Consider the following 26,063-nt stretch of genomic DNA (forward strand, 5'->3'; position numbering starts at 1 on the left):
TTAAATTTTATATTTTATTTGGTCTATCTTGATCTGCATCACCTTTAAATATATAAATAGGTAAACTTTTATAATTTTTATCCACATATATAGAAAAATATATATCAATATTTTTTTGCTCAAATGGTTCAAAATAATTAGGTATTACATTTGTATCTTCATCATCTCTTATATTAAATCCCATTTTATAAAAAATATCATTAGATATACCATAACAATAAAAATCTATATATTCATAACCATTTGAAACTAAAATATCGTTTAATTGATGTGATATTTTAGGTAAATCACTTTCATTTCCGATAAAGTCTATTATTCTTAGAACTTTTGTATTTTTATCAAATATAATTTCTTTTGCTATAATAATAGAATTAATAAAATTCTCATTTTTCCCTATACATAAAAATTTATATTTATATTTAAAATGTTTAAAATATCTATGTTCTATATAGTCCCAATCTTTAAATGTAATTCTATCTTTATACTTATATATATCAAATTTATTTTTTATATCATTTATTTCAAATATTTCAAATAAATATAGTTCATCTTTTTGTTTTATAGGCATAATATTTTTATTGTTAACTATACATATACTATACTCCGATTTATTATTTAATCTATAGTAATGATTTAATTTACCTATTTTATGCCCAAGATATTCTCTTAACTTTATAGTATCTTTATTTATACCACAACATAAAAAACTTCTACATTTAGTATTTTCTTGAATAAATTTTAAAATATTTGTTCCAGTTAAAAAATTACTTGTTTTTATAGCTCTCCATATACCAGCAGATATATCAATATTATAATTTTTAGTGTATGGTATTATTCCACATATTCCACAAATTTTATTATTTAAATTATCATAGGCTATAACATAATTAAATTTATTATTCCAAAAATGTTCATATTCCATAACAAATTTATTATTTGCTAATATATGATTTTCATTCCAATTATCTTTAATAAAGTTCATTACATTTAGAATATCATTTTCATTACAAAATCTAATTTCAATAGTATTTTTCATATCTATTTAATGTTTAACCTTTCAACTAAATTAACTATATCTTCTACACTTTCAAAATTTTCTTTAACTATATCTTCTGCATCAACTGATATATTAAATTCATCTTCTAATGTAGATATAATATTTATAATATCAAAAGAATCTAATATTCCTTCTTCAACAAGATTTATATTTTCATTTATATCTGAATTTATTTCTTCTAAAATTTTTTTGACTCTATCTTTCATACCAGCTTTTCTCCTCTTTAAAAATATTGTTTTAATTCTAATCTATTTATTTTTCCATTTAAAGTTAATGGGAAATTATCTAATTTTATAAATTTATTAGGTATCATATATTCTGGCAGAATATCCTTAAATGTACTATTATTAATATCTATATCACTACTGTAAAACAATACAATTTTTTTACGTTCATCATCATATAAACAACAACATTGTTTTATTTCTTCAACAGAGTTTATAATAGCTTCTATTTCTCCTAATTCTATTCTAAATCCTCTATGCTTAATTTGAGAATCTTTTCTACAAACAAACAATAATTCATTATATTCATTATATTTTACCAAATCACCTGTTTTATATACTATTTCTCTATATGAACTATTTAAAGGATTTTGAATAAAATTTTCATTTGTTTTATCTATATTATTATAATATCCAAAAGATAATGATGTCCCTCTAATATAGAGTTCTCCTATTTCAAAACTATTATTAATTAACTCATTATCTTCATTTAGTATAAAAATATCTGTATTTTCACACGGTATTCCTATAGGTAAAGGTTCATTATCTGAAAAAGGTCTATCTATAATATAATAAGTACATACATCTGTTATTTCTGTTGGTCCATACAAATTGGCAAATAAGCAGTCTTTAAATTTATTTCTCCATAAATTTAAATGCTTATTGGGCATAACTTCCCCACAAAATAGTATTTTATTTAGTGTAGTTACATTTACTTTATCTAAAGCTTTAAGATTTGCAACATATATTAAAGCAGTAGGTACCCAAAATATAGTATTTATTTTTCTATTTTCAATATAATTTAAAAGTTCTATAGGAAATGAAAATAATTTTTTAGGTATTAAATCTAATGTAGAACCACATTTTATAGTACAATAAATATCTAATATTGAATTATCAAAATAAAAAGGAGCTTGATTTCCAAAAATATCATTATCACTAATTTTAAATGTTTTAGTAACCCACTCAATATAATCAATGACAGATTTGTGAGAAATAGTTACCCCTTTAGGCTCTCCTGTTGAACCAGATGTAAATAATACATATAGTAAATCTGTATCTATACATTTGCTTTGAATATATTCTAATAATTCTTCATCTTCAATTTCATTTATTATATCCTCGATATATATTATATCATATTCTCCAGAAATGCATTTAATATTCTCAAAATTATCTTTAGTTGTTACTATAACTTTAGAATTTAAAGTATTTAATATTTTTTTTATTCTATTAGAGGGCATTTCAATATCTATTGGTATATAAAAATTACCACTATATGCTACTCCTAAAAAACTTACAATAGCATTTATACTTTTATCCATAAAAACTACTATTGGAGATTTAAATAAATTTTTTCTACCTATTAAAGAACCTAATTTTCTTGCTTTATTTCTTAAATCATTAAATGTAATTTGCTCACTATCTTGTTTTATACAAATTTTATTACTATATTTTTTTATACTATTTTCTAAGTATTCAATTATATTTTTCATAACAAATCACCTTTTCTAAGTTTATTAAATATATTTGAATAGTTTTATATTTAGAAATAATATTGGCAATATATATTACTAATATTATTTCTAAATTTTTCTTTTATTTATAATTTTTTAAACTTCTAATATGCCTTTAATAAATTTTTCACAAAATTAAGTCATAAAAATTATTAAAACATTAATTATTAATTTTTAAATCTAAACATTACATTATATATTACCAACTATCTATTTAATAATTATCTTTATTTTTTAAAAAATTTTAATAATTTATAATCATCTATCCAATTTACATAAAATTTTATTACTAGTATAATAGTATCACAATAAACTAATAGCAATTAATATAGCTAAAATTATTTTTTTCACGGTTATTTTCTCATAAATATTATATTTTTTCTTTTATAAAATCTAGTGTTGCTTTTATAGCTTCATCTATTTTAGAAGGGTCTTTTCCTCCGGCTTGAGCCATATTAGGACGTCCTCCTCCGCCTCCACCACAAATATTAGCAGCTACTTTTACTATATCTCCAGATTTAAGATTATTTTTTATAGCACTATCGCTACACATAGCTATAAAATTAACCTTGTCATTGTTATCACTACATAAAAGTATTGCATAATCTGATAATTTTTCTTTTATTTTATCACCAAGATTTCTAAGTGTATCCATATCCATATTAGATACTTTAGTTACTAAAACATCTATTCCATTTATGTTTTGTTTTTGGTTTAATATTTCATCTAATAACCCAAAAGATAATTTAGCTTTTAAGCTTTCAATTTCTTTTAAAAGTTTTTTGTTTTCTTCTGTTATAGCTAAAGATTTAGCAACTACATTTTTAGGATTAGCTTTTAAGTTTTCACAAATATTAAATATTATATTTTCTCTTTCTTCATAAAAATCTAAAGCACTAAGCCCTGTTATTGCCTCTATACGTCTTACACCAGCTGCAACACCACTTTCAGATATTATTTTAAAGCTTCCTATTTGAGCAGAATTTTTAATATGTGTTCCTCCACAAAGCTCGATAGAATAATCTCCAACATTTACAACTCTAACGATATCTCCATATTTTTCTCCAAAAAGTGCTGTTGCTCCTTCTTTTTTAGCTGTTTCTATGTCTGTTTCTTTAATACATACTTCAAGACCTTTTAAAATATACATATTAACAGTTTTTTCTATTTTTAATATTTCATCTTTTGTTAATGCCTCAAAATGTGTAAAGTCAAAACGTAAACGGCTTTTAGAAACTAAAGAACCTGCTTGTTCTATATGATTGCCTAAAATTTCTTTTAAAGCCTTGTGTAATATATGAGTTGCTGTATGATTTCTAGCAGTAGATAATCTTTCTTCTTCATCTATTTTTAAAACAACACTATCATTTACTTTTACTTCGCCTTTTTTTACAATACCATAGTGTAAAATTTTATTGCCTCCAAAGTTTGTAGTATCATTTATTTCTATTAAAAGGTTATCATTTTGTATAGTACCTTTATCACCAACTTGTCCACCCATTTCGGCATAAAAAGGCGTTTTATCAACAACTATTACTACTTTTTGTCCTTCTTTAGCTACTTCTACTATTTCATCTTCACATATAATAGCTAAAACTTTACTATCTTTAATACTATTATTTTCATATCCTAAAAACTCACTTTTCATAGATGGGTCTAGTTTATGGAAAATAGTTTCTTTTGCTCCCATATAAGTGTCTTCTTCTCTAGCAGAACGAGCCTTATTTTTTTGTTTTTCCATTTCTTTTAAAAACTCGTCTTCATCTAATGTCATATTTTCCTCTTCCAATATTTCTTTCATAAGGTCAAAAGGAAAACCATATGTGTCGTAAAGTTTAAAAGCATCTTCACCTTTTAATGTTTTTGTATTAGTAGCTTTTAATTCGTTTATTTTTTGTTTTAAAAGCTCCATACCAGTATCTATTGTAGCATAAAATCTTTCTTCTTCTACAGTTAATATTTTATATATATAATCTTTCTTTTCTTCTAGCTCTTGATATGCCTCTTTAGATGTTTCTATAACTGTTTTGCTTAAATCTGCTAAAAATAAATCATCTATGCCTAATATTTTACCATGTCTTGCAGCTCTTCTTAAAAGACGTCTAAGTACATATCCTCGCCCTTCATTAGAAGGTAATACACCGTCTGCTGTCATAAATGTAACTGACCTAATATGGTCTGTTATAACTCTTATAGATATATCTTTTTTATTGTCTTCGCCGTATTTACAATTAGCTAATTGACAAACTTTATCTCTAATAGCTTTTACTGTGTCTACATCAAAGATAGAATTTACACTTTGCATAACAGTTGCTATTCTTTCAAGCCCCATACCTGTATCTATATTAGGATTTGCAAGATTTGTATATGTTCCATCTTCTTCTCTGTTAAACTGTGTGAAAACTAAATTCCATATTTCCATATATCTGTCACAATCACAACCAACATAACAATTAGGATTATCACAGCCATATTGCTCGCCTTTATCAAAATATATTTCTGAACAAGGGCCACAAGGTCCTGTTCCGTGTTCCCAAAAGTTATCTTCTTTTCCAAGGCGAACTATTTTATTTGCTGGTATTCCAACTTTTTTATTCCATATTTCAAAAGCTTCATCATCATCTTGATACACAGATACATAAAGCTTATCTTCTGGAAGCTCTAAAACTTTTGTAAAAAATTCCCAAGCCCAAGGGATAGCCTCTTCTTTAAAATAATCTCCAAAAGAAAAATTCCCAAGCATTTCAAAAAATGTACCATGTCTTGCAGTTTTTCCTACGTTTTCTATATCACCTGTTCTTATACATTTTTGACAAGTTGTAACTCTTCTATTTGGTGGTATTTGTTGACCTGTAAAGTATGGCTTTAAAGGTGCCATACCAGAATTTATAAGTAACAAACTTTTATCATTTTGTGGCACTAATGAAAAACTATTCATTTTTAAATGGCCTTTTTGTTGAAAAAAGTCTAAATATTTTTTTCTAATTTCATTTACACCTAAATTTTTCATAAATTCCTCCATAAAATTATATTATATTAATTATATAAAATACACCTATATATGTCAACTTATTGTAAATTTTATTATTCATATTTATAAAAATATTATCATATTTAAAATAAGTGATTTAAAATTATTTATTACTAAAACTTAATTATATTATGAATAAAAATGAAATTTTAGTAAAACATAAATTTATAGGTAATTTTTATGGAGGTTATTACTATGAATAAAAAAATATTAATCTTTTTATTGCTATTAATATTTACATTTAATACTAATAATTTTATAACCCTTGCTACAGAACAAACTAAAGAACAACAAAGCGCTTTAGACATATCGGCTAAGTCTGCAATTCTTATAGAAGCTACAACTGGAAAAGTGCTATACGAACTAAATCCAGATGAAAGGCTATCTCCGGCTAGTGTTACAAAAGTAATGACACTTTATTTAATATATGAAGCTATAGAACAAGGTAAAATTAAATGGGATGATATAGTAACAACTAGTGAATATGCATCTAGTATGGGGGGCTCACAAATATTTTTAGAGCCTATGGAAAAACAAGATGTAAAAACACTAACAAAATCTATAGCTATTGCCTCTGCTAATGATGCTGCAGTAGCAATGGCCGAATATATATCTGGCTCGGAGGAAGAATTTGTAAAGCTTATGAACAAAAAGGCTAAAGAGCTTGGTATGGAAAATACCAATTTTGAAAACGCTTGTGGCCTTGATACAGATACAACAAATCATTATATGAGTGCTAGAGATATAGCTATAATAAGTAAAGAGCTTATGACAAAATATCCAGATATAAAAGAATTTACAACAAAATGGCAAGATACTATTACACATAAAACACAAAAAGGTGAAACAGAATTTGGACTTACAAACACAAATAAACTTTTAAAAATGTATGATGGTGCAACTGGCTTAAAAACAGGCTCTACTAAAAAAGCCTTATATTGTCTATCTGGAAGTGCAGAAAGAGACGGTCTTTCTCTTATAGCAGTTGTTATGGCTGCTCCAGACCCTAAAGTTAGATTTCAAGAAGTAGCAAAAATGTTTGACTATGGCTTTGCAAATTATCAAGTTATAAAATGTGATGACGAAGGTAAAAGTATTGGTTATACAAATGTATATAAAGGTGAAAAACCAACAGTAAACGGTGTGTTAGAAAAACCTGCAAGCTTTGTAATAAAAAAAGGAGCCTCAACGGATATAAAAAAAGATATACAAATGATAGAAGGCATAAAAGCACCTATTACTAAAGGTACAAAAATAGGAGAAGCTATCTACACCTATGAAAATAACGAAATAGGAAGAATAGATATTTTGGCAGAAGAAGATATTAAAAAAGCCTCTTTAAATGATATTTTTAAAAAACTTATGATTGATTGGGTAATATAAAAATACAAAAGAAAGTGTAAATTTGTTAATATCAATTTATACTTTCTTTTAATTTGCATATAATTATGATATAATTAAAATAATAAGAGACTTTATCTTTTGTTTAAAATAGGAGAAGGTTATGAATAAATTTTTAGACTTTATAAAAATTTTAATAAAAAAAACAACAGAAAATGAACTTATGTTAATGGCAAATGCTTTAACATATAAACTACTTATAGCAATATTTCCTTTTATAATATTTCTTATGACCTTATTAGGTTTTTCTAACCTTGATATAGGCAAATATATTATAGAGTTTGGTAAAACTTTACCTAAACCAATAGAAAATATTTTAATGGTATTTGTTCAGGAAGTTATCCAAACAAAAAGTGTTAGCTTATTATCTACTAGCTTTTTAGTAACAATATATAGTGCTTCTACTGGTTTTAATTCTATAATACAAGGGCTTAACAGAGCATACGAACAAGATGACACTAGAAGCTTCATCTTAAAAAGAGGAACAAGTGTTATGTTAGTTTTTATATTTGCTATTTTAGTAAACTGTTCTTTACTTCTTTTTATATTTAGTGATTATATTGGAGAACTTATAATAAAATATACTCCATTAGAGTTTATTCCTTATTTTCTAAATAGTATATTTTTATATATATTTATTAGTGCTATATTACTTGTTATGGTTTTGGTTATATATAAAATATCCATATCAAAAAAGGTTTCATTAAAAAATATATTACCTGGAGCTATAATAACTGTTTTAGGTTGGCTTATATTATCTAAAGGGTTTAATATATATATAAATAACTTTTCTAGATACTCTAAAATATATGGTAGTATAGGTAGTATATTTGTACTAGTTATATGGATAAATATGGTATCTTTAATACTTTTATTAGGTGGACAAATAAATTCTATTTTAGAAAAATCTAGCCTATTTAAAAATAGATAAATGTTGAAAAATGAAATAAAATGTGCTAAAATAAAAAAACATATTACTAAAAGCTAAAAAGTTATATATTTTGGTATTTTTTGTTTTTTATAATATTTGATAAAATATACATAAACTAGTAAAATATTATTATGACTAATAAATAGTATTTTATGAGGGGATATTATGATAAATTTTGATAATCAGTTAGATATTACAAAAAATATTAAAATGATAGAAATATTAAAAGGGCAAATTTTAGCAGGTGTTTCTGATTTACACAATAGCTTTATACAACCAGATAGCACAGAGGCAGATAAAATAGAAATATTTGCAGATTTAACTATATTAATATATATATTAGCTAAAAAATTAGGTATAAGCCCAGAAACTTTACTTTTAAAAATTAATAAAAAACTAAAAATAGGTGTTTTAGATGAAACAGATATTTTTAATGAAGATGTTAAAGAGCTTTTAAGATATTTTAATAAATTATAATATGAAAAATTGTGTTCTTAATCTTTCATAAAGATTTTATAGAGAGGATTTATTATGAAAAATTTTGATAATATACCTTTTAGTGTTTTAAAAATAGCACCAGATGGCGTTTTTATTTCATATAATTGTACTTTTGAAAAAAATATTTTACCTTATGTTGATGAAAAATGTAATATTAAAAGTTTAATAGAAAATTTTAACTTTGATAAAGAAGAACAACAATGTGTCATTAATCAAAAAGGGTATAACATAATTGTAAGAAAATCTGAACAAAATTATGATTTATTTTTTACTGAAATAAAAATATTAGATGAATATAAAACAACAGTAGGTTTAATTGTAATTGATAACTATGACGAAGTTTTAGACTCTTTAGAAGAATTTAGACACCCTCTTATCCTTGCTATTGTAGATAGAAAAATTAAAAAAATGGCAAAAGACTTAGGAGGCGTTGTAAAAAAATTTGAAAAAGATAAATATATACTTATATTATCTCAACAAAGCCTAGATGAGCTTAAAGAAGAACGATTTAATATATTAGACAGTATTAGAGAAATAGATATGGGAAATACTATACCCGTTACATTATCAATAGGTATAGGTACAAACGGAGAAAATTTAGATGAAAATATGGAATACGCTAGAGTATCTATAGACCTTGCCCTTAGCCGTGGAGGAGACCAAGTGGTAATTAAATCTGGTGAAAACTATCAATTTTTTGGTGGTCATGCTAAAGAAGGTAACAGAAATTCAAGAGTGCGAGCAAGGGTTAAAGCATACGCATTAACTGAGCTTATAGAAGATGCCTCTAATGTTCTTATTATGGGACATAGATATACAGATTTAGACTGTATGGGAGCAGGGATAGGCGTTTATTCTATTGTATCCGCTTTAGAAAAAAAATGTAAAATAGTTTTAAACGATATTACCTCTTCTGTATCATATTTATATGACAGAATTTCTGCAGATGAAAAATATAAAGACGTATTTATATCATCAGAAGAAGCTTTAAAGCTAGTTAATAGAAAAACTTTACTTATAATAGTAGATGTATATAAAGCATATCTTTGTGAATGTCCTGAACTTATAGATAAAGCTAAAAAAATTGTAGTTTTTGACCACCATAGAAAAGGTGTAGATTATATAGAAAATGCCGTTTTAACATATCACGAGCCTTATGCCTCTTCTACTTGTGAGCTTATAACAGAAATGCTTATGCATATTAATAAAAATATACCTATAAAACAAGTGGAAGCTGATGCTATACTTGCCGGAATAATAGTAGATACTAAAAACTTTGCTTTTAAAACTGGTATTAAAACTTTTGAGGCAGCAGCATTTTTAAAGAAAAAAGGTGCAGATACTATAAGGGTTAAAAAATTATTTAAAAATAGCTTAGATTGTTACAACGCTAGAGCAAATGTTGTTACTAATATGAAAGAATATAGAGAAAATATAGCTATATCTGTTTTAGAAGATTATATTGATAATCCTCTTTTAGTTGTTGCTCAAGCTTGTGATGAGCTTTTAAATATAGACAATATAAATGCTAGTTTTGTGCTTTGTAAGTTAGATAATATCATATCTATTAGCGCTAGAAGCTTTGGTGAAATAAATGTACAAATTATAATGGAAAAGCTAGGTGGCGGTGGTCATCAGTCTATATCTGCAACTCAAATAGAAAATGTTACAATAGAACAAGCTATAGATATGCTAAAAGAAGCTATAGATGAATATTTTAAGGAGGAAGAATAAATGAAAGTTATATTACTTGAAGATGTAAAAGGTGTAGGTAAAAAAGACCAAATAATAAATGCCAATGATGGTTATGCTAAAAACTTTTTATTACCAAAAAAATTAGCAGTGTTGGCAGATAAAAATAATCTTACAAAAATGGATAACATAAAAAAAATTGAAGATGCCAAAAGACAAGAAGAATATGACAACGCTGTAGCTATTGGTAAACAAATAGAAAGTAAAAATCTTCAAATAAGTGTAAAATTAGGTAGTAACGGTAAACTTTTTGGTACTGTTACAAACAAAGAAATAGCTATCGCTTTAAAAGAACAAACTGGCATAGAAGTTGATAAAAAGAAAATTATTTTATCAAGCCCTATAAAAACTTTAGGTGAAAAAGAAGCTACTGTAAAATTACACCCAAAAGTTAGTGTTACATTAAAAGTAACTATTTGTGAACAAAAATAGGTATAATTATGTCCGATATAAATCCTAATATTAATCCAGAAATACCACCTAACGATTTTGAGGCAGAACAAGCGCTTATAAGCTGTATGATTTTTGATATAGATGGACTATCTACAGCTTATGAGCTTTTAAAGTCTAATGATTTTTATCGTCCTGAGCATAAAATACTATTTGATGCTATGGTAGATATGTATTCTAACAATCAATCTGTTGATATTATTACATTAAAAAATAAGCTTGAAACTATGAATATGCTTAACAATGTAGGTGGTTATGAATATATTGTACAACTTTACAACATTGTGTCTACAAGTGCTTTAACAAAACAATATGCAGATATTGTAAAAGAAAAATCCATAAGACGAAAAATACTAAAAGCTTCTAAAGACATAAATGCTTTAACTTTTGATAACACAGAAACAATAGAAAATATAGTAGAAAAAGCGGAAAAAATTGTAGAAAGTATTGGTGATAATAATAATTTAGATGATTTTTCACCTATTAGTAAAGTTTTAGAAACTTCTATTGAAAAAATAGAAAACTTATATAAAAATAAAAGTAAAGTTACTGGTATAGAAACTGGATTTGCCGATTTTGATATGAAAACATCTGGCTTACAAAATTCAGATTTTATACTTATAGCCGCAAGGCCTTCTATGGGTAAAACTGCATTTGCTATAAATATTGCCCAATATGCAGCGTTACATAAAAATGTTACAACTGCTATATTTAGCCTAGAAATGTCCAAAGAACAATTAGTAAACCGTATGATTTGTACAGAAGCTTTAGTTGATGCACAAAAACTTAGAACAGGTGATATACAGTCTGATGATTGGTATAAAATAGCAGAAGCCGTTAGCTCTTTATCTGAAGCTCCTATATATATAGATGATAAATCGGCTATAACTATACCGGAGCTTAGAGCTAAATGTAGAAGGCTAAAAAAAGAACAAAATTTAGGTCTTGTTGTTATAGACTATCTTCAGCTTATGAGCGGTAGTGGTAAAAATGAAAATAGACAACAAGAAATTTCGTCTATATCTCGTGCTTTAAAAGGATTAGCAAGAGAGCTAGACGTACCTGTTATTGCTTTATCTCAGCTTAGTAGAGCCGTAGAGCAAAGAAAACCACCAAAGCCTATGTTGTCTGACCTTAGAGAGTCTGGAGCAATAGAGCAAGACGCCGACCTTGTTTGTTTTTTATACAGAGATGAATATTATAACCCTGAAACTGAAAAAAGAGGACAAGCTGAAGTTATTATTGCTAAACAGAGAAATGGATCTGTTGGTACTGTATATCTTAGTTGGCTTGCCCAATATACAAAATTTGCTAATCTAGAAAAAACATATTATGACTTATAAGGTTACTGTATAAATAAATCTAATTTTTTCACACAAAATCTAGCTTTTTACACAATACAAGGAAAAGCCCTCTATTGTGATTAAAATTTTTATGATTTGCATAAAAACAAAAAAATTAATTATAAAATATTTTGTCTACAATCTATAATATATATTTATAATATTAAAAACCTAAATAGAATTTTAATTATAATAAAGTTAATTTATTCTATTTAGGTTTTTATTTATATTTTATTTCTTCTTGCAAAGTCTACAAAAACAAATTTATCTGGTCTATGTCTAGATTCTGTATATTGAAAAACATTATTATCTTCTAAATGTGTATAGCTTATTACTACTACAACCATATTATATTCTTTTAAATCTAAATATTTTTCATCTTCTTCTGTACTTTTTTCAACAGTTATTTGCTTTTTTGCATAAGATATTTTTAAATTTAAATCATTTTCTATATATTCATATAGTGAGTTTTTACAAATTTCACAGTTTAAATTGTTAACAAATTTTTGTACAATATAATCTTTATCAAAAATAATACTTTCTTTACCTATTTTTCTAGTTCTAATTATTTTCCATACTTTTTCATTCTTTTTAAGATTTAAATCTTTTGAGATATATTTATCTGGTATTATACATTCTAGCTGTTTAACATCTGTCTCAAAAGTTTTACCTAATTTTTTTCCAATCTCTTTAAAGCTAACTACACCAGATACTGGAAATGTAAATCTATTTATATCTAAAACAAAAGAACCTTTTCCCTGTGATTTTTGTATATAACCTTCTTGAGTTAATATATTTAATGACTTTCTTATAGTATCTCTAGATACATTGTAAATTTTCATAAGTTCACTCTCAGATGGTAGCAAATCATTTGGCTTATAATAACCTGTTTTTATTTTTTCTAATAATTCATTATATATAGTTAAATATTTATTATTCATAAAATCACCCAATAGAATTTTACCATATTTAAACTATTATTAAAATACTCAATTTTCTATAAGATACACAATAGATTCGTAAGGTTTTATTATCATATTTTCTTGTAGTATATTTTCTTCATTATAATTAGATATTAAAATTTTAGATTTATCTTTGTTTTTTATTAAATCTTCTTGTAAAATAAGATTAATAGTTTCACCATAAAAATTATTTAAAACTAATAAATGTTGATTTTTATATTCTCTAGTATATGCAAATATTTTATTATGGTCTTTTAAAATCATTTTAAAACTACCTTCAGATATAATATCATATTGCTTTCTTAAAGATATTAATTTTTTATAATAATAAAATATAGAATCTTTATCATCAATAGCATTTTTAACATTTATATATTTATAATTATTGGCGATAGGTATCCAAGGTGTACCAGTAGTAAATCCTGCATTTTTTTCATCATTCCATTGTATTGGTGTTCTAGAATTATCCCTAGATTTAGATTTTAATATATCTAATATAGTTTCTTCTTCTACCCCTTGCTCTTTTAATATATTATAATAATTTATACTTTCTACATCTCTATATTTATCTATACTATCAAAATATGGATTAGTCATACCTATTTCTTCACCTTGATAAATATATGGTGTGCCTCTCATCATATGGATAGTTGTAGCTAACATTTTAGCACTTTCTTTATAATATTGTTTGTCATTACCAAATCTTGATAATGCTCTTGGTTGGTCGTGGTTACACATAAATGTAGCACTCCACCCATTTCCTTTTTGTATGCCTTCTTGCCATTCTTCAAATATTTTTTTCAACATCATAAAATCAAAATCCATTAAAGTCCATTTATCACCATCTTTATAATCTACTTTTAAATGATGAAAATTAAAAACCATAGATAGCTCTTTTTCTTCTGGATTAGAATACTTAATACAATTATCAATAGTTGTAGATGACATTTCACCAACTGTAATTATATCTTCATATTTACCAAAAGTATTTTGGTTAAGCTCTTTTAAATACTTGTGTATATTTTCGCCATCTGTATAAAATTTTCTACCATCTCCTATGTTGTCATCTTCAAAAATTTGTGGTTTAGATATTAAATTTATTACATCTAATCTAAATCCTTTTACACCTTTATCTATCCAAAAATTTACTACCTTAAATATCTCTTCTCTAACTTCTTTATTATCCCAATTTAAATCACCTTGTGTAACATCAAATAAATGTAAATAATATTCATCAAATTTTTCTACATATTCCCAAGCACTACCACCAAATTTAGATATCCAATTGGTAGGTGGTTTGTCTTGCTTTCCATTTTTAAAAATATAAAAATTTTTATATTTTTCATCACCAGATAATGCTTTTTTAAACCATTGATGCTCTGTTGAAGTATGGTTAAATACCATATCAAGCATTATATTTATATTTCTATTTTTAGCCTGTTTTACAAGATTTTCAAAATCTTCCATTGTTCCAAAAATCTCATCTATGTTATAATAATCAGATATATCATAACCATTATCTTTTTGAGGTGATTTATAAAAAGGTGTTAGCCATATATAATCAACCCCTAGTTCCTTTAAATAATCTAATTTTTCTATAATCCCTTTTAAATCCCCTATTCCATCTCCATTAAAGTCATTAAAAGATTTAGGATATATTTGATAAACTACACTTTTTTTAAAATTATCCATTATAAAATCTCCTTATGCTTATTATTTTTTATCTAATTTATATTTTTTCTTATATGCAATAATAGTTAATAAAAACGGTACTATTATTGCTACTAACATAGCTATTAAAAACATTAACATACTTTTAGGTTGTATAGATAATATACCTGGTAATCCGCCTACACCTATAGAATTTGCCATAACTCCTGTTGTAATAGAAATAATTGCTGCTATGCCAGAGCCTATCATACCACATACAAAAGGTACACCATATTTTAAATTAACACCAAATAAAGCTGGTTCTGTTACCCCTAAATAAGCCGATATACAACCTGGTATAGAAACTTGTTTTTCTTTTTCATTATTTTTTTGTAAAAATATCATAGCTAAAACTGCCGAACCTTGTGCTATATTAGATAAAGCAATCATTGGCCAAAGCATAGTACCACCAAATTGAGCCATTAACTGTAAATCTATTGCATTTGTCATATGGTGTAAACCTGTTATAACAAGTGGTGCATATACAAACCCAAATAAGCCTGCAAACAACCAACTAATAGAAGAAGTTAAACCTGCATATACAAACTGAGCTATTATATCCCCAATTTTCCAACCTATTGGCCCTAAAACAGTATGAGCTATAAGGACTGTAGGTATTAAAGAACAAAATGGTACAATAATCATAGATATTGAAGAAGGAGATATTTTTCTAAAAAATCTTTCAAAATATACTAAAACAAATCCTGCTAAAATAGCTGGTATAACTTGTGCTTGATAACCTATCATTTCTACTTTTGCAAATCCAAAATCCCAAAAAGGTATTTCTGTAGCAGTAGCCACACTATATGCGTTTAAAAGTTGTGGAGATACTAAAGTTATACCTAATACTATACCTAAAATTTGAGTAGTACCCATTTTTTTAGTTATAGCCCAAGTTATCCCAACAGGTAAAAAATGAAATATAGCTTCACCTATTAACCATAAAAAACTATAAATTCCAGACCAAAGTTGAGATATTTCTATCAAACTTTTAGTACCTTCTTCAAAAAACTTTACATCACCTATAATATTTCTAAATCCTAATATAAGTCCCCCAACAATAATGGCTGGTATAAGAGGTGAAAAAATCTCTGCTAAATTTGCCATTAACTTTTGTATAGGAGACATATTAGATTTTGCTACATCTTTTACTTGTTCTTTATTGACACCCTCTATACCAGATACTTTTATAAAATCATTATAAAATTGAGATACCGTATTACCTATAATTATTTGAAATTGTCCTGCTTGCAAAAACGTTCCTTTAACACAAGATAAACTTTCTATTTTTTCTTTATCTGATTTTTCTGTATCTTTTAAAACAAATCTCATACGTGTCATACAATGTGTAACTGCCGATATATTTTCTTTACCACCTAAATATTCTAACAGCTTTTTAGACTCTTCTATATAATTACTCATAATAATCCTCCTTTTTAACTTGTACGTATATGTTAATAATAAACTATGATTTTATTATTGTCAATATATAATTATTATTTTTGATATTTTAAAAATAAACAAAAATTATTTATATACATTTTATACTAATTAATATAGTTTTTATTTTTATTTTTTATTTATTTTGTATAATTTAATATATTAAATTTAAGAGTACCTATTTTCTATTTTTTATTTTTACATATAAAAAGTCAGGCTTTAAAACCTGACTTTAATCTATCAATTATAAAAATTAGTTAAATTATAATAAAAAATAAGTATTTAATTATTATATATATATACTATCTATTTATATATTATAAAGATTTAAATTAAAAATTATATTATATATAATTTATATCTCCACTTAGAATATATATTTCATTATAAAAACTCCTATGATATTTTATTTTTAATTATTGACCTACTTTATTATATCATAAAATATTTTTTATTTTATATATTACATTCCTCCTATTATTAAGTGGTTTATATTAATAATAGATTAATATAAACATTACTTATTATATATAAAAATAACTCCTTAAAGTGTTTGTTTTTATACTTTAATCTTCTTTTAATTAATTTTTTATGTACTCTATTACTTTTTTATTCCTTTATTTATATTTTAAACTTATATATCTATCAAATATTATCAAATTACTTTTAAATATATAAATTTTGGTAATATAATTAATAATATATCATATTTACAATTTTTATCCATATAATTTTCTCCTATATTTTGAATAAAATATCCCATAAATGTTCAAATACTCAATTTGGATAGTATACTTACTAACATATGTATATTATCTTTACAAACTTATGCTTCTATTACTTCTACATCTTTTTATTTCGGGATATCCCATATATATTTTACAACAGGAGGTTATTTTTTCTACTTATAGGCACAGCCTTTTTGGAACCATCTGTAGAACAGATGGTATTCTGTGTACAATCAAAACCACCCGTTTAACGGGTGGTAAGCCCTATAAGGGCTTTTTTTTGTTGTAAGCCTCTAAAGAGGCACTGAATGGTCTGACAATTACATTACTATTTCTTGGCTGCCACTAAAAGTGGCTATTTTTTTGCCTACTTACTCTGGATACCCATAAATGGGTCTATATATTCTTTTAAACTTATTTGGTCATTTACTATATCTTCTTCTAATTGATTTTTTATGTATTCTTTTATTGCATTTTGATTTCTACATACTGTATCTACATAATATCCTCTACACCAAAAATGGCTATTCCCATATTTATACTTTAAGTTTGCATGCCTATCAAATATCATTAAGCTACTTTTACTTTTTAAATATCCCATAAATTGTGAGACACTTAAATATGGTGGTATTTCTACTAACATATGTATATGGTCTTTACAAGCTTCTGCCTCTATTATTTTAACCCCTTTCATTTCACAAAGCATTCTTAATATTTTTTCTATATCTGCTTTTATCTTTCCATATATTTCTTGTCTCCTATATTTTGGTGCAAATACTATATGATATTTGCATCTCCATTTAGAACGTAATAAACTATTTATGTCTTTCATCACAAAACCTCCTATGATTTTATTTTTGGTTGCCAGACCAATTATATTCTATCATAGGAGGTTTTTACTTTTCTATAAGAGTTTTTACCTACCACCAGCTATGCTGGTGGTTTAATCAAGCCTATTCGGCGACAAAAAAACGGTAAAGTTATTTGTAACTTTACCGTTTAATTAAAATAGTTGCGGGAGCCGGATTTGAACCGACGACCTTCGGGTTATGAGCCCGACGAGCTACCAGGCTGCTCCATCCCGCGTCATTATAAGTTTTTAGTGTTAAAGTGGGTGGAGAAGGATTCGAACCTTCGAAAGACTAGCTAACAGATTTACAGTCTGCCCCCTTTGGCCACTCGGGAATCCACCCTTATTAAGAAATCAAAGCCGATGAAGGGACTCGAACCCCCAACCTGCTGATTACAAGTCAGCTGCTCTGCCAATTGAGCCACATCGGCTTATTTAATACGGCAACCACTTACTTTCCCAGGCGGTCCCCCACCAAGTATCATCAGCCGTTTAGGTCTTAACCTTCGTGTTCGGTATGGGAACGGGTGTTTCCCCTAAACGCATCATCACCGTAAATTTTTAGAGTTTATACTCTCAAAACTGATAGAAAACACAAACCAAACTAAAAGAATTAAACAAAATCATTGGACAAGCACTCGACCATTAGTACCTATCAGCTAAATACGTTACCGTACTTACACCTTAGGCCTATCAACCTCGTCGTCTTCAAGGGGTCTTACTTGCACTAGGCAATGGAAATCTAGTCTTGAGGTTGGCTTCACGCTTAGATGCCTTCAGCGTTTATCCTTTCCAAACTTGGCTACTCTGCCGTGGCATTGGTTACCAACAGATACACCAGCGGTTCGTCCATCCCGGTCCTCTCGTACTAAGGACAGCTCCTCTCAAATTTCCTACGCCCACAACGGATAGGGACCGAACTGTCTCACGACGTTCTGAACCCAGCTCGCGTACCGCTTTAATGGGCGAACAGCCCAACCCTTGGGACCTACTTCAGCCCCAGGATGCGATGAGCCGACATCGAGGTGCCAAACCTCCCCGTCGATGTGAACTCTTGGGGGAGATAAGCCTGTTATCCCCAGGGTAGCTTTTATCCGTTAAGCGATGGCACTCCCACTTGTTACCACCGGATCACTAAGTCCTACTTTCGTACCTGCTCGAACCGTCGCTCTCGCAGTCAAGCCTTCTTCTGCCTTTACACTCTTTGAATGGTTTCCAATCATTCTGAGAAGACCTTTGAGCGCCTCCGTTACTCTTTCGGAGGCGACCGCCCCAGTCAAACTGCCCGCCTAACAATGTCCCTCTTCTGGATCACAGAAGCAGGTTAGAAATCCAATACTACAAGAGAGGTATCCCAACATCGACTCCACCAATACTGGCGTACTGGCTTCTCAGTCTCCCTCCTATCCTGTACATGTAATACCGAATCCCAATATTAAGCTGCAGTAAAGCTCCATGGGGTCTTTCCGTCCTGTTGCGGGTAACCAGTATCTTCACTGGTTCTTCAATTTCACCGGGCGTGTTGTCGAGACAGTGCTCAAATCGTTACACCTTTCGTGCGGGTCAGAACTTACCTGACAAGGAATTTCGCTACCTTAGGACCGTTATAGTTACGGCCGCCGTTTACTGGGGCTTGAATTCAAAGCTTCGGATTGCTCCTAACCTCTCCTTTTGACCTTCCAGCACCGGGCAGGTGTCAGCCCCTATACTTCACCTTTCGGTTTAGCAGAGACCTGTGTTTTTGCTAAACAGTCGCTTGAGCCTCTTCTCTGTGGCCTACTCTCGTAGGCTCCCCTTCTCCCTAAGTTACGGGGTCATTTTGCCGAGTTCCTTAACAACACTTCTCCCGTCGGTCTGTGGATTTTCTCCTCGTCTACCTGTGTCGGTTTGCGGTACGGGTACTAATAACACTATAGCGGCTTTTCTTGACAGTGTGGATTCAGAAACTTCGCTACTTTTCTTCACTCCCTATCACACTTCACCTTTAGATATGTGATTTGCATCATATCCACAGCTTTGTGCTTAGCCGAGTATTTCCTTTCCTCGGTTTTCCTATCCTCCTGTGTCCCCACAGTTCTGATTATTAGTAGTACAGGAATTTAAACCTGTTATCCATCGACTACGTCTTTCGACCTCGCCTTAGGTCCCGACTTACCCAGAGCAGATCAGCTTTACTCTGGAAACCTTAGACATTCGACCTATATGATTCTCACATATATCTCGCTACTCATTCCGGCATTCTCTCTTCTGCTTCGTCCACCATTCCTTTCAGTTTGGCTTCATCCTTGCAGATTGCTCCTCTACCAATTGTACATTCGTACAATTCCGTAGCTTCGGTGGTGTGTTTTAGCCCCGGACATTTTCGGCGCAAAAACTCTCGACTAGTGAGCTGTTACGCACTCTTTAAATGAGTGGCTGCTTCTAAGCCAACATCCTAGTTGTCTTCGAATTCTCACATCCTTTTCCACTTAACACACACTTTGGGACCTTAGCTGTCGGTCTGGGCTCTTTCCCTTTTGACTATGAAACTTATCTCACATAGTCTGACTCCTGTGCATCATCTTTCTGGCATTCTTAGTTTGATATGATTTGGTAACCCGCGAAGGCCCCGCACCAATTCAGTGCTTTACCTCCAGTAGATTAACACAAGGCTAGCCCTAAAGCTATTTCGAGGAGAACCAGCTATCTCCGGGTTCGATTGGAATTTCTCCGCTATCCACAAGTCATCTCAACCTTTTTCAACAGATACGAGTTCGGTCCTCCATTACCTTTTACGGTAACTTCAACCTGCTCATGGATAGGTCACCCGGTTTCGGGTCTACACCTACAAACTTGTCGCCCTTTTCAGACTTGGTTTCCCTTCGGCTTCTTAGCTTCTTACTAATTAACCTCGCTTGCAAATGTAACTCGCCGGACCGTTCTACAAAAAGTACGCAGTTGTTACTATTGTAACTCCCACTGTTTGTAAACAAAGGGTTTCAGGTTCTTTTTCACTCCTCCCGGGGTTCTTTTCACCTTTCCTTCACAGTACTATTTCACTATCGGTCATCAAGGAATATTTAGGCTTGGGGGGTGGTCCCCCCGGCTTCCCACAGGGTTTCTCGTGTCCCGTGGTACTCTGGATTCTGCCTCCTGACTCCAAATTTCGTCTACTGGACTTTCACCTTCTTTGGTTTGCTTTCCCAAAACAATTCGACTATTCTTTGTCAATGGATTATGCAGTCCTCAACCCCGACAAGCACGCTCGTCGGTTTGGCCTTCTTCCCTTTCGCTCGCCGCTACTTAGGAAATCGATTTTTCTTTCTCTTCCTGTTGCTACTTAGATGTTTCAGTTCACAACGTTCCCCCTACATACCTATTTATTCAGTATGCAGTAACAGAGCTTTTCTCTGCTAGGTTTCCCCATTCGGATATCCACGAGTCGCTGACTGTTTGCGTCTCATCGTGGCTTTTCGCAGCTTTCTACGTCCTTCTTCGGTTCTTGATGCCAAGGCATTCACCCTTTGCTCTTATTAGCTTGACCTTTCGGTTTCTTTATTTATTCACCGAGATATTGTTTAAATCTTTTTTCGGAAAAACTTTTATTTCTTGCTTTTACCTCTTAAACATTTTTGTCTGGCTCACGATATCGTTTTCTCAAACTTTATCGCGTTGTGTTTTCTATTCAGTTTTCAAAGTACAAATTTACATAACCTTTTTACAAAGATTAATAATAATTGGTAACTTTCGTTACCGAGTGGAGATGACGAGATTCGAACTCGTGACCCCTTGCTTGCAAGGCAAGTGCTCTCCCAACTGAGCTACACCCCCATATTATATTTTAAACATTATTAAAATTTCTTACCAGTGGGCTTAAATGGACTCGAACCATCGACCTCACGCTTATCAGGCGTGCGCTCTAACCAGCTGAGCTATAAGCCCATATTTAATACGGCAACCACTTACTTTCCCAGGCGGTCCCCCACCAAGTATCATCAGCCGTTTAGGTCTTAACCTTCGTGTTCGGTATGGGAACGGGTGTTTCCCCTAAACGCATCGTCACCGTAAATTTTTCAGTATTTAATTCTACCTTTTTTATTAAAGGTAATATATAATTTTATTTTATAAAATTAACACTTAAACACTCAAAACTAAATAATCAATGAATTAGTTTCCCTTTTTCCTTAGAAAGGAGGTGATCCAGCCGCACCTTCCGATACGGCTACCTTGTTACGACTTCACCCCAGTCACTGGCTTCACCTTCGACTGCTCCTCCCTTGCGGTTAGGTCACAGGCTTCGGGCGCTTCCAACTCCCATGGTGTGACGGGCGGTGTGTACAAGACCCGGGAACGTATTCACCGCGACATTCTGATTCGCGATTACTAGCGATTCCAACTTCATGTAGTCGAGTTGCAGACTACAATCCGAACTGGGACTGCTTTTTTGTGCTTTGCTCCATATCACTATCTTGCTTCACTTTGTTACAGCCATTGTAGCACGTGTGTAGCCCTAAACATAAGGGGCATGATGATTTGACGTCATCCCCACCTTCCTCCGTGTTATCCACGGCAGTCTCCCTAGAGTGCCCATCCTAAATGCTGGCTACTAAGAATAGGGGTTGCGCTCGTTGCGGGACTTAACCCAACATCTCACGACACGAGCTGACGACAACCATGCACCACCTGTCACCGATGTTCCGAAGAAAGTCTGCATTACACAGATTGTCATCGGGATGTCAAGTTTAGGTAAGGTTCTTCGCGTTGCTTCGAATTAAACCACATGCTCCACCGCTTGTGCGGGTCCCCGTCAATTCCTTTGAGTTTCAACCTTGCGGTCGTACTCCCCAGGTGGAGTGCTTATTGCGTTTGCTGCGGCACCGAGAATCTCTTCCCAACACCTAGCACTCATCGTTTACGGCGTGGACTACCAGGGTATCTAATCCTGTTCGCTCCCCACGCTTTCGTGACTCAGCGTCAGTTTCAGTCCAGTAAGCCGCCTTCGCCACCGGTGTTCTTCCTAATATCTACGCATTTCACCACTACACTAGGAATTCCGCTTACCTCTCCTGTACTCTAGTTACACAGTTTCTTATGCAGCCCTGAGGTTGAGCCCCAGAATTTCACATATGACTTGCATAACCGCCTACTCACCCTTTACACCCAGTAAATCCGGATAACGCTTGCACCATACGTATTACCGCGGCTGCTGGCACGTATTTAGCCGGTGCTTCTTATTCAGGTACCGTCATTTATTTCTTCCCTGTCGATAGAAGTTTACATACCGAAATACTTCTTCCTTCACGCGGCGTTGCTGCATCAGGGTTCCCCCCATTGTGCAATATTCCCCACTGCTGCCTCCCGTAGGAGTTTGGACCGTGTCTCAGTTCCAATGTGGCCGATCACCCTCTCAGGTCGGCTACTGATCGTCGCCTTGGTAGGCCTTTACCCCACCAACTAGCTAATCAGACGCGGGCCCCTCCTATACCACCTCAGTTTTTCCAACTTGTAGATGCCTACTTGTTGGCTTATCAGGTATTAGCATCAATTTCTCAATGTTATCCCTGTGTATAGGGCAGGTTACCCACGCGTTACTCACCCGTCCGCCGCTAAGTTTTATAAAAGCAAGCTCCCATAAAACTCCGCTCGACTTGCATGTGTTAGGCACGCCGCCAGCGTTCATCCTGAGCCAGGATCAAACTCTCATTTTAATTCCTTAAACTTTAAGTTTTATTCGCTCAGATTACTCTGACTTTTTCTCTTTTTCAGTGTTTTTTCTCACTTGAATTTTTCGGGTTGTCTAATTCACTTTTTGATTATTTAGTTTTCAATGTTCAATCTTTTATAATGTCTTTAACTAATCTCATTTTTTATAAATTTTATTAGTTACTTGTTCTATTATAACATTTTTTTCATTTTTGTCAAGCTTTTTTTATTTTATTTACTTGACTTACAATTTATTGTCGTTTTAGCGACTTTATCATTTTATCACTTGTCTTTTACATTGTCAAGAACTTTTTTCATTTTTTTTACATTTTTGCTTTATTTTAGCGACTTAGTTAGTCTACCATATTTTTTTAACCTTGTCAACACTTTTTTATAAATAATAAATTTTATTTTATTAGTACAATATTTATTATTTACAAATAATTTTGTTTTATACATAAATATAAAAATTTATTTATCTTCTTTTGTAAGTTTTGTTTCTGTTCCGTCTTCTTCAACTATATAAATATTATCTAATATTTCTGTTTTAAACTTAGATCTAAAATTTTCTATATATTTTTTTCTAAGTTCATCTCTTTCTTTAATTTCATCTTCTGTAAGACCAACTGTTTTAGATTTATTAGCAAGTTCATTTATTCTAATTATAAGTTTATCATTTGTCATTTTATTTACTCCTTAAAATTTTTAAGATAAGGTTTCAATTATTTTTTATTTTATCTTTAATTTTAATTATATATAACAAAAAACCCTAAGTAATAACTTAGGGTAATTACGGAGGACAAGGGATTTGAACCCTCGCGCCGCGTTAACGACCTACTCCCTTAGCAGGGGAGCCTCTTCAGCCACTTGAGTAATCCTCCATAAGCAAGCATCATTTATACTGCTTGTTTATTGTATTATATATTTTGTAATTTGTCAATACTTTTTTTAAAATTTTTTATTTTTTATTTTAACATTCACTAATAGTATAGATGTTATGAACACTAATTATTTGTATAATCTTTTTTAATATATTATAAATCTATAATAAATACAATTATTTAGTCATAATTTCTATTTTAAAATATCCTTCAATTTCTTTTCCGTTTCCGTCAATAGTAACTGTATATACATTTTGTTCTATATTTTCATCTAAAATAAAAAACTCAATATTATCACTAGAATTTCCATTAATTATAGTATCTTCACTAACTTTATTACCATCTATATCTTCTACATATAAATTAATACTTTTATCGCTTTTATTTTCAAAATATATATTACAAACTTCATTTTTATTTAAAGCTATATCGTGTTTAAATATATTAATGTTATTTTCTTTTTTTATAAATTTATCGTACAAATATTTATTTTCACTATTATCTATACTTCTAGAATTGTTAAAAATTGCATTTTCATTTATATTATCTTCATTTGCAACATTAGGAATATGATTATTCTCTTCTATAATTGTTTCTGTATTTGTTATACTTCTAGATGTTTTGGTAGCAGTATAAATATCATTTTTTATAGGAGTATTATTTATGTTTTTTAACATATACATACCACCAAAAAGCATACTTATAGTAACTGCGGCATATGAATATCTTTTCCAATAAACTATTTTAGATTTATTTTTATTTTCTTTTTTAATATTATCTAATATTTTATATTTTAAATCTTTTGGTGGTTCCACATCTTTAATATTTTTAAGTCTAACTATAATTTTTTCTAAGTCATAATATTCTTCTTGACAATGTTTGCAATTTTTCATATGTTCTTCAAACTCTATAATTTCTTTTTGTGAAAGTTGATGTTCTATATATTCATAAATTTTATCGCAAACTTCTCTACAATCCATTATTTGTTCCTCCTAAAAAATAAAACATATATAAGTTTAAACGGTTATTATTAAGATTTGTTCCAATTATTTTTTAATATATTTTTAAGAGTATTTCTAGCACGGTTTAATTTAGATTTAACAGTACCTATATTAAGTCCCATTATTTCACTTATTTCATTATAACTAAACCCTTTTATGTCTCTTAAAAATATTAAAGCTTTATTATCTTCATTTAAACTATTTATAGCTTGTTCTATTTCTAAAATTCCTTCTTTTTGAATAAGATAATTTTCTGGTGTAGGTTCATTAGATGGAAAATCTAAAGAAAAGCTATTATCCTTTCCATCTATTTCCATATCAAGAGATATATTATTTTTACCTTTTCTTTTTCTAACTTCGTCTATACAAGTATTATAAGCAATTGTATAAATCCAAGTTTTTATACTTTGTTTTCCTTCACATTTATAAAGATTTTTATATATTTTTATAAATGTCTCCTGAGTTATGTCTTCTGCATCTGATACATTGTTAAATATTCTATAAGCAAGGTTATAAATCATTTTTTCATATTTATCTATAATATTTGAAAAAGCATCTACATCGCCTTTCAAAACTTTTTCTACAATTTCTATATCCATACAAGA

The 26,063-nt window shown here is 29.7% G+C and carries 17 protein-coding genes, 6 tRNA genes and 4 rRNA genes; 6 read left to right on the top strand and 21 right to left on the bottom strand.

The window, feature by feature from the left end; translation table 11 throughout:
- Positions 1 to 7: 7 nt before the first annotated feature.
- The 4 genes from NBW53_RS08525 to alaS form a co-directional block, all read right to left on the bottom strand.
- Entirely contained in the window at positions 8 to 1,036 is a 1,029-nt protein-coding gene (locus NBW53_RS08525) for a hypothetical protein (RefSeq protein WP_250277850.1), read from the bottom strand.
- 2 nt (positions 1,037 to 1,038) lie between these two features.
- Positions 1,039 to 1,263, bottom strand: a complete 225-nt coding sequence (locus NBW53_RS08530) for an acyl carrier protein (protein WP_250277851.1) — start codon at positions 1,261 to 1,263, stop codon at positions 1,039 to 1,041.
- A 17-nt stretch (positions 1,264 to 1,280) separates the two neighbouring features.
- Positions 1,281 to 2,777 (bottom strand): amino acid adenylation domain-containing protein, encoded by a 1,497-nt coding sequence (locus tag NBW53_RS08535; RefSeq protein ID WP_250277852.1) that lies wholly within the window; start codon positions 2,775 to 2,777, stop codon positions 1,281 to 1,283.
- A 391-nt stretch (positions 2,778 to 3,168) separates the two neighbouring features.
- Complete coding sequence (gene alaS, locus NBW53_RS08540) at positions 3,169 to 5,808, bottom strand: alanine--tRNA ligase (RefSeq protein ID WP_250277853.1); 2,640 nt, start codon at positions 5,806 to 5,808, stop codon at positions 3,169 to 3,171.
- A gap of 216 nt (positions 5,809 to 6,024) precedes the next feature.
- On the opposite strand from alaS, the gene NBW53_RS08545 reads away from it, so the two are divergent.
- The 6 genes from NBW53_RS08545 to dnaB all read left to right on the top strand — a co-directional run bounded on the left by NBW53_RS08545 (position 6,025) and on the right by dnaB (position 12,204).
- Positions 6,025 to 7,212, top strand: coding sequence for a D-alanyl-D-alanine carboxypeptidase family protein (locus NBW53_RS08545; protein ID WP_250277854.1), 1,188 nt, complete (start codon positions 6,025 to 6,027; stop codon positions 7,210 to 7,212).
- 121 nt (positions 7,213 to 7,333) lie between these two features.
- Positions 7,334 to 8,161, top strand: coding sequence for a YihY/virulence factor BrkB family protein (locus NBW53_RS08550; RefSeq protein WP_250277855.1), 828 nt, complete (start codon positions 7,334 to 7,336; stop codon positions 8,159 to 8,161).
- A gap of 165 nt (positions 8,162 to 8,326) precedes the next feature.
- On the top strand, positions 8,327 to 8,638 hold the full coding sequence (locus tag NBW53_RS08555; RefSeq protein WP_250277856.1) for a MazG-like family protein: 312 nt from the start codon (positions 8,327 to 8,329) through the stop codon (positions 8,636 to 8,638).
- Positions 8,639 to 8,692: 54 nt separating this feature from the next.
- Positions 8,693 to 10,393, top strand: coding sequence for a DHH family phosphoesterase (locus tag NBW53_RS08560; protein WP_250277857.1), 1,701 nt, complete (start codon positions 8,693 to 8,695; stop codon positions 10,391 to 10,393).
- Positions 10,394 to 10,843 carry a 50S ribosomal protein L9 gene (rplI, locus tag NBW53_RS08565; protein ID WP_250277858.1) on the top strand — a complete coding sequence of 150 codons (450 nt, stop codon included), beginning with the start codon at positions 10,394 to 10,396 and terminating at the stop codon, positions 10,841 to 10,843. It begins immediately after the preceding gene.
- Positions 10,844 to 10,851: 8 nt separating this feature from the next.
- On the top strand, positions 10,852 to 12,204 hold the full coding sequence (gene dnaB / locus NBW53_RS08570; protein ID WP_250277859.1) for a replicative DNA helicase: 1,353 nt from the start codon (positions 10,852 to 10,854) through the stop codon (positions 12,202 to 12,204).
- Between the two features lie 224 nt (positions 12,205 to 12,428).
- Here dnaB and treR read toward each other — a convergent pair whose 3' ends face one another.
- The 17 genes from treR to NBW53_RS08655 form a co-directional block, all read right to left on the bottom strand.
- The gene (gene treR / locus NBW53_RS08575) at positions 12,429 to 13,145 is read right to left on the bottom strand and encodes a trehalose operon repressor (RefSeq protein WP_250277860.1); all 717 of its coding nucleotides are present in this window, start codon (positions 13,143 to 13,145) and stop codon (positions 12,429 to 12,431) included.
- 48 nt (positions 13,146 to 13,193) lie between these two features.
- Positions 13,194 to 14,858 carry an alpha,alpha-phosphotrehalase gene (gene treC / locus NBW53_RS08580; RefSeq protein WP_250277861.1) on the bottom strand — a complete coding sequence of 555 codons (1,665 nt, stop codon included), beginning with the start codon at positions 14,856 to 14,858 and terminating at the stop codon, positions 13,194 to 13,196.
- A gap of 21 nt (positions 14,859 to 14,879) precedes the next feature.
- Complete coding sequence (treP, locus tag NBW53_RS08585; protein WP_250277862.1) at positions 14,880 to 16,298, bottom strand: PTS system trehalose-specific EIIBC component; 1,419 nt, start codon at positions 16,296 to 16,298, stop codon at positions 14,880 to 14,882.
- A gap of 1,113 nt (positions 16,299 to 17,411) precedes the next feature.
- Positions 17,412 to 17,876, bottom strand: coding sequence for an IS200/IS605 family transposase (tnpA, locus tag NBW53_RS08590; protein ID WP_250277863.1), 465 nt, complete (start codon positions 17,874 to 17,876; stop codon positions 17,412 to 17,414).
- A gap of 180 nt (positions 17,877 to 18,056) precedes the next feature.
- A tRNA-Met gene (locus tag NBW53_RS08595) sits at positions 18,057 to 18,130 on the bottom strand.
- Between the two features lie 25 nt (positions 18,131 to 18,155).
- Positions 18,156 to 18,237: transfer RNA gene (locus NBW53_RS08600), tRNA-Tyr, on the bottom strand.
- A gap of 15 nt (positions 18,238 to 18,252) precedes the next feature.
- Positions 18,253 to 18,325 (bottom strand) — tRNA-Thr (locus NBW53_RS08605).
- Positions 18,326 to 18,332: 7 nt separating this feature from the next.
- Positions 18,333 to 18,450: ribosomal RNA gene (gene rrf / locus NBW53_RS08610) — 5S ribosomal RNA — on the bottom strand.
- Between the two features lie 70 nt (positions 18,451 to 18,520).
- Positions 18,521 to 21,417: ribosomal RNA gene (locus tag NBW53_RS08615) — 23S ribosomal RNA — on the bottom strand.
- Positions 21,418 to 21,631: 214 nt separating this feature from the next.
- Positions 21,632 to 21,704, bottom strand: a tRNA-Ala gene (locus NBW53_RS08620).
- A 37-nt stretch (positions 21,705 to 21,741) separates the two neighbouring features.
- A tRNA-Ile gene (locus NBW53_RS08625) sits at positions 21,742 to 21,815 on the bottom strand.
- Positions 21,816 to 21,822: 7 nt separating this feature from the next.
- A 5S ribosomal RNA gene (gene rrf / locus NBW53_RS08630) occupies positions 21,823 to 21,940 on the bottom strand.
- Between the two features lie 121 nt (positions 21,941 to 22,061).
- Positions 22,062 to 23,581, bottom strand: a 16S ribosomal RNA gene (locus tag NBW53_RS08635).
- The 16S, 23S and 5S rRNA genes sit together here with 5 tRNA genes alongside, the layout of an rRNA operon.
- Before the next feature lie 466 nt (positions 23,582 to 24,047).
- Positions 24,048 to 24,260, bottom strand: a complete 213-nt coding sequence (locus NBW53_RS08640; RefSeq protein ID WP_250277864.1) for a DUF896 domain-containing protein — start codon at positions 24,258 to 24,260, stop codon at positions 24,048 to 24,050.
- Positions 24,261 to 24,369: 109 nt separating this feature from the next.
- Positions 24,370 to 24,457 (bottom strand) — tRNA-Ser (locus tag NBW53_RS08645).
- Between the two features lie 176 nt (positions 24,458 to 24,633).
- A complete protein-coding gene (locus NBW53_RS08650) occupies positions 24,634 to 25,437 on the bottom strand; it encodes an anti-sigma factor family protein (RefSeq protein ID WP_250277865.1) in 804 nt (267 codons plus the stop codon).
- Between the two features lie 50 nt (positions 25,438 to 25,487).
- Positions 25,488 to 26,057, bottom strand: coding sequence for an RNA polymerase sigma factor (locus NBW53_RS08655; RefSeq protein ID WP_250277866.1), 570 nt, complete (start codon positions 26,055 to 26,057; stop codon positions 25,488 to 25,490).
- Positions 26,058 to 26,063: the final 6 nt, after the last annotated feature.

Source organism: [Clostridium] colinum (assembly GCF_940677205.1).
In the GTDB taxonomy this organism is placed as follows: Bacteria; Bacillota; Clostridia; order Lachnospirales; family CAG-274; genus Tyzzerella; species Tyzzerella colina.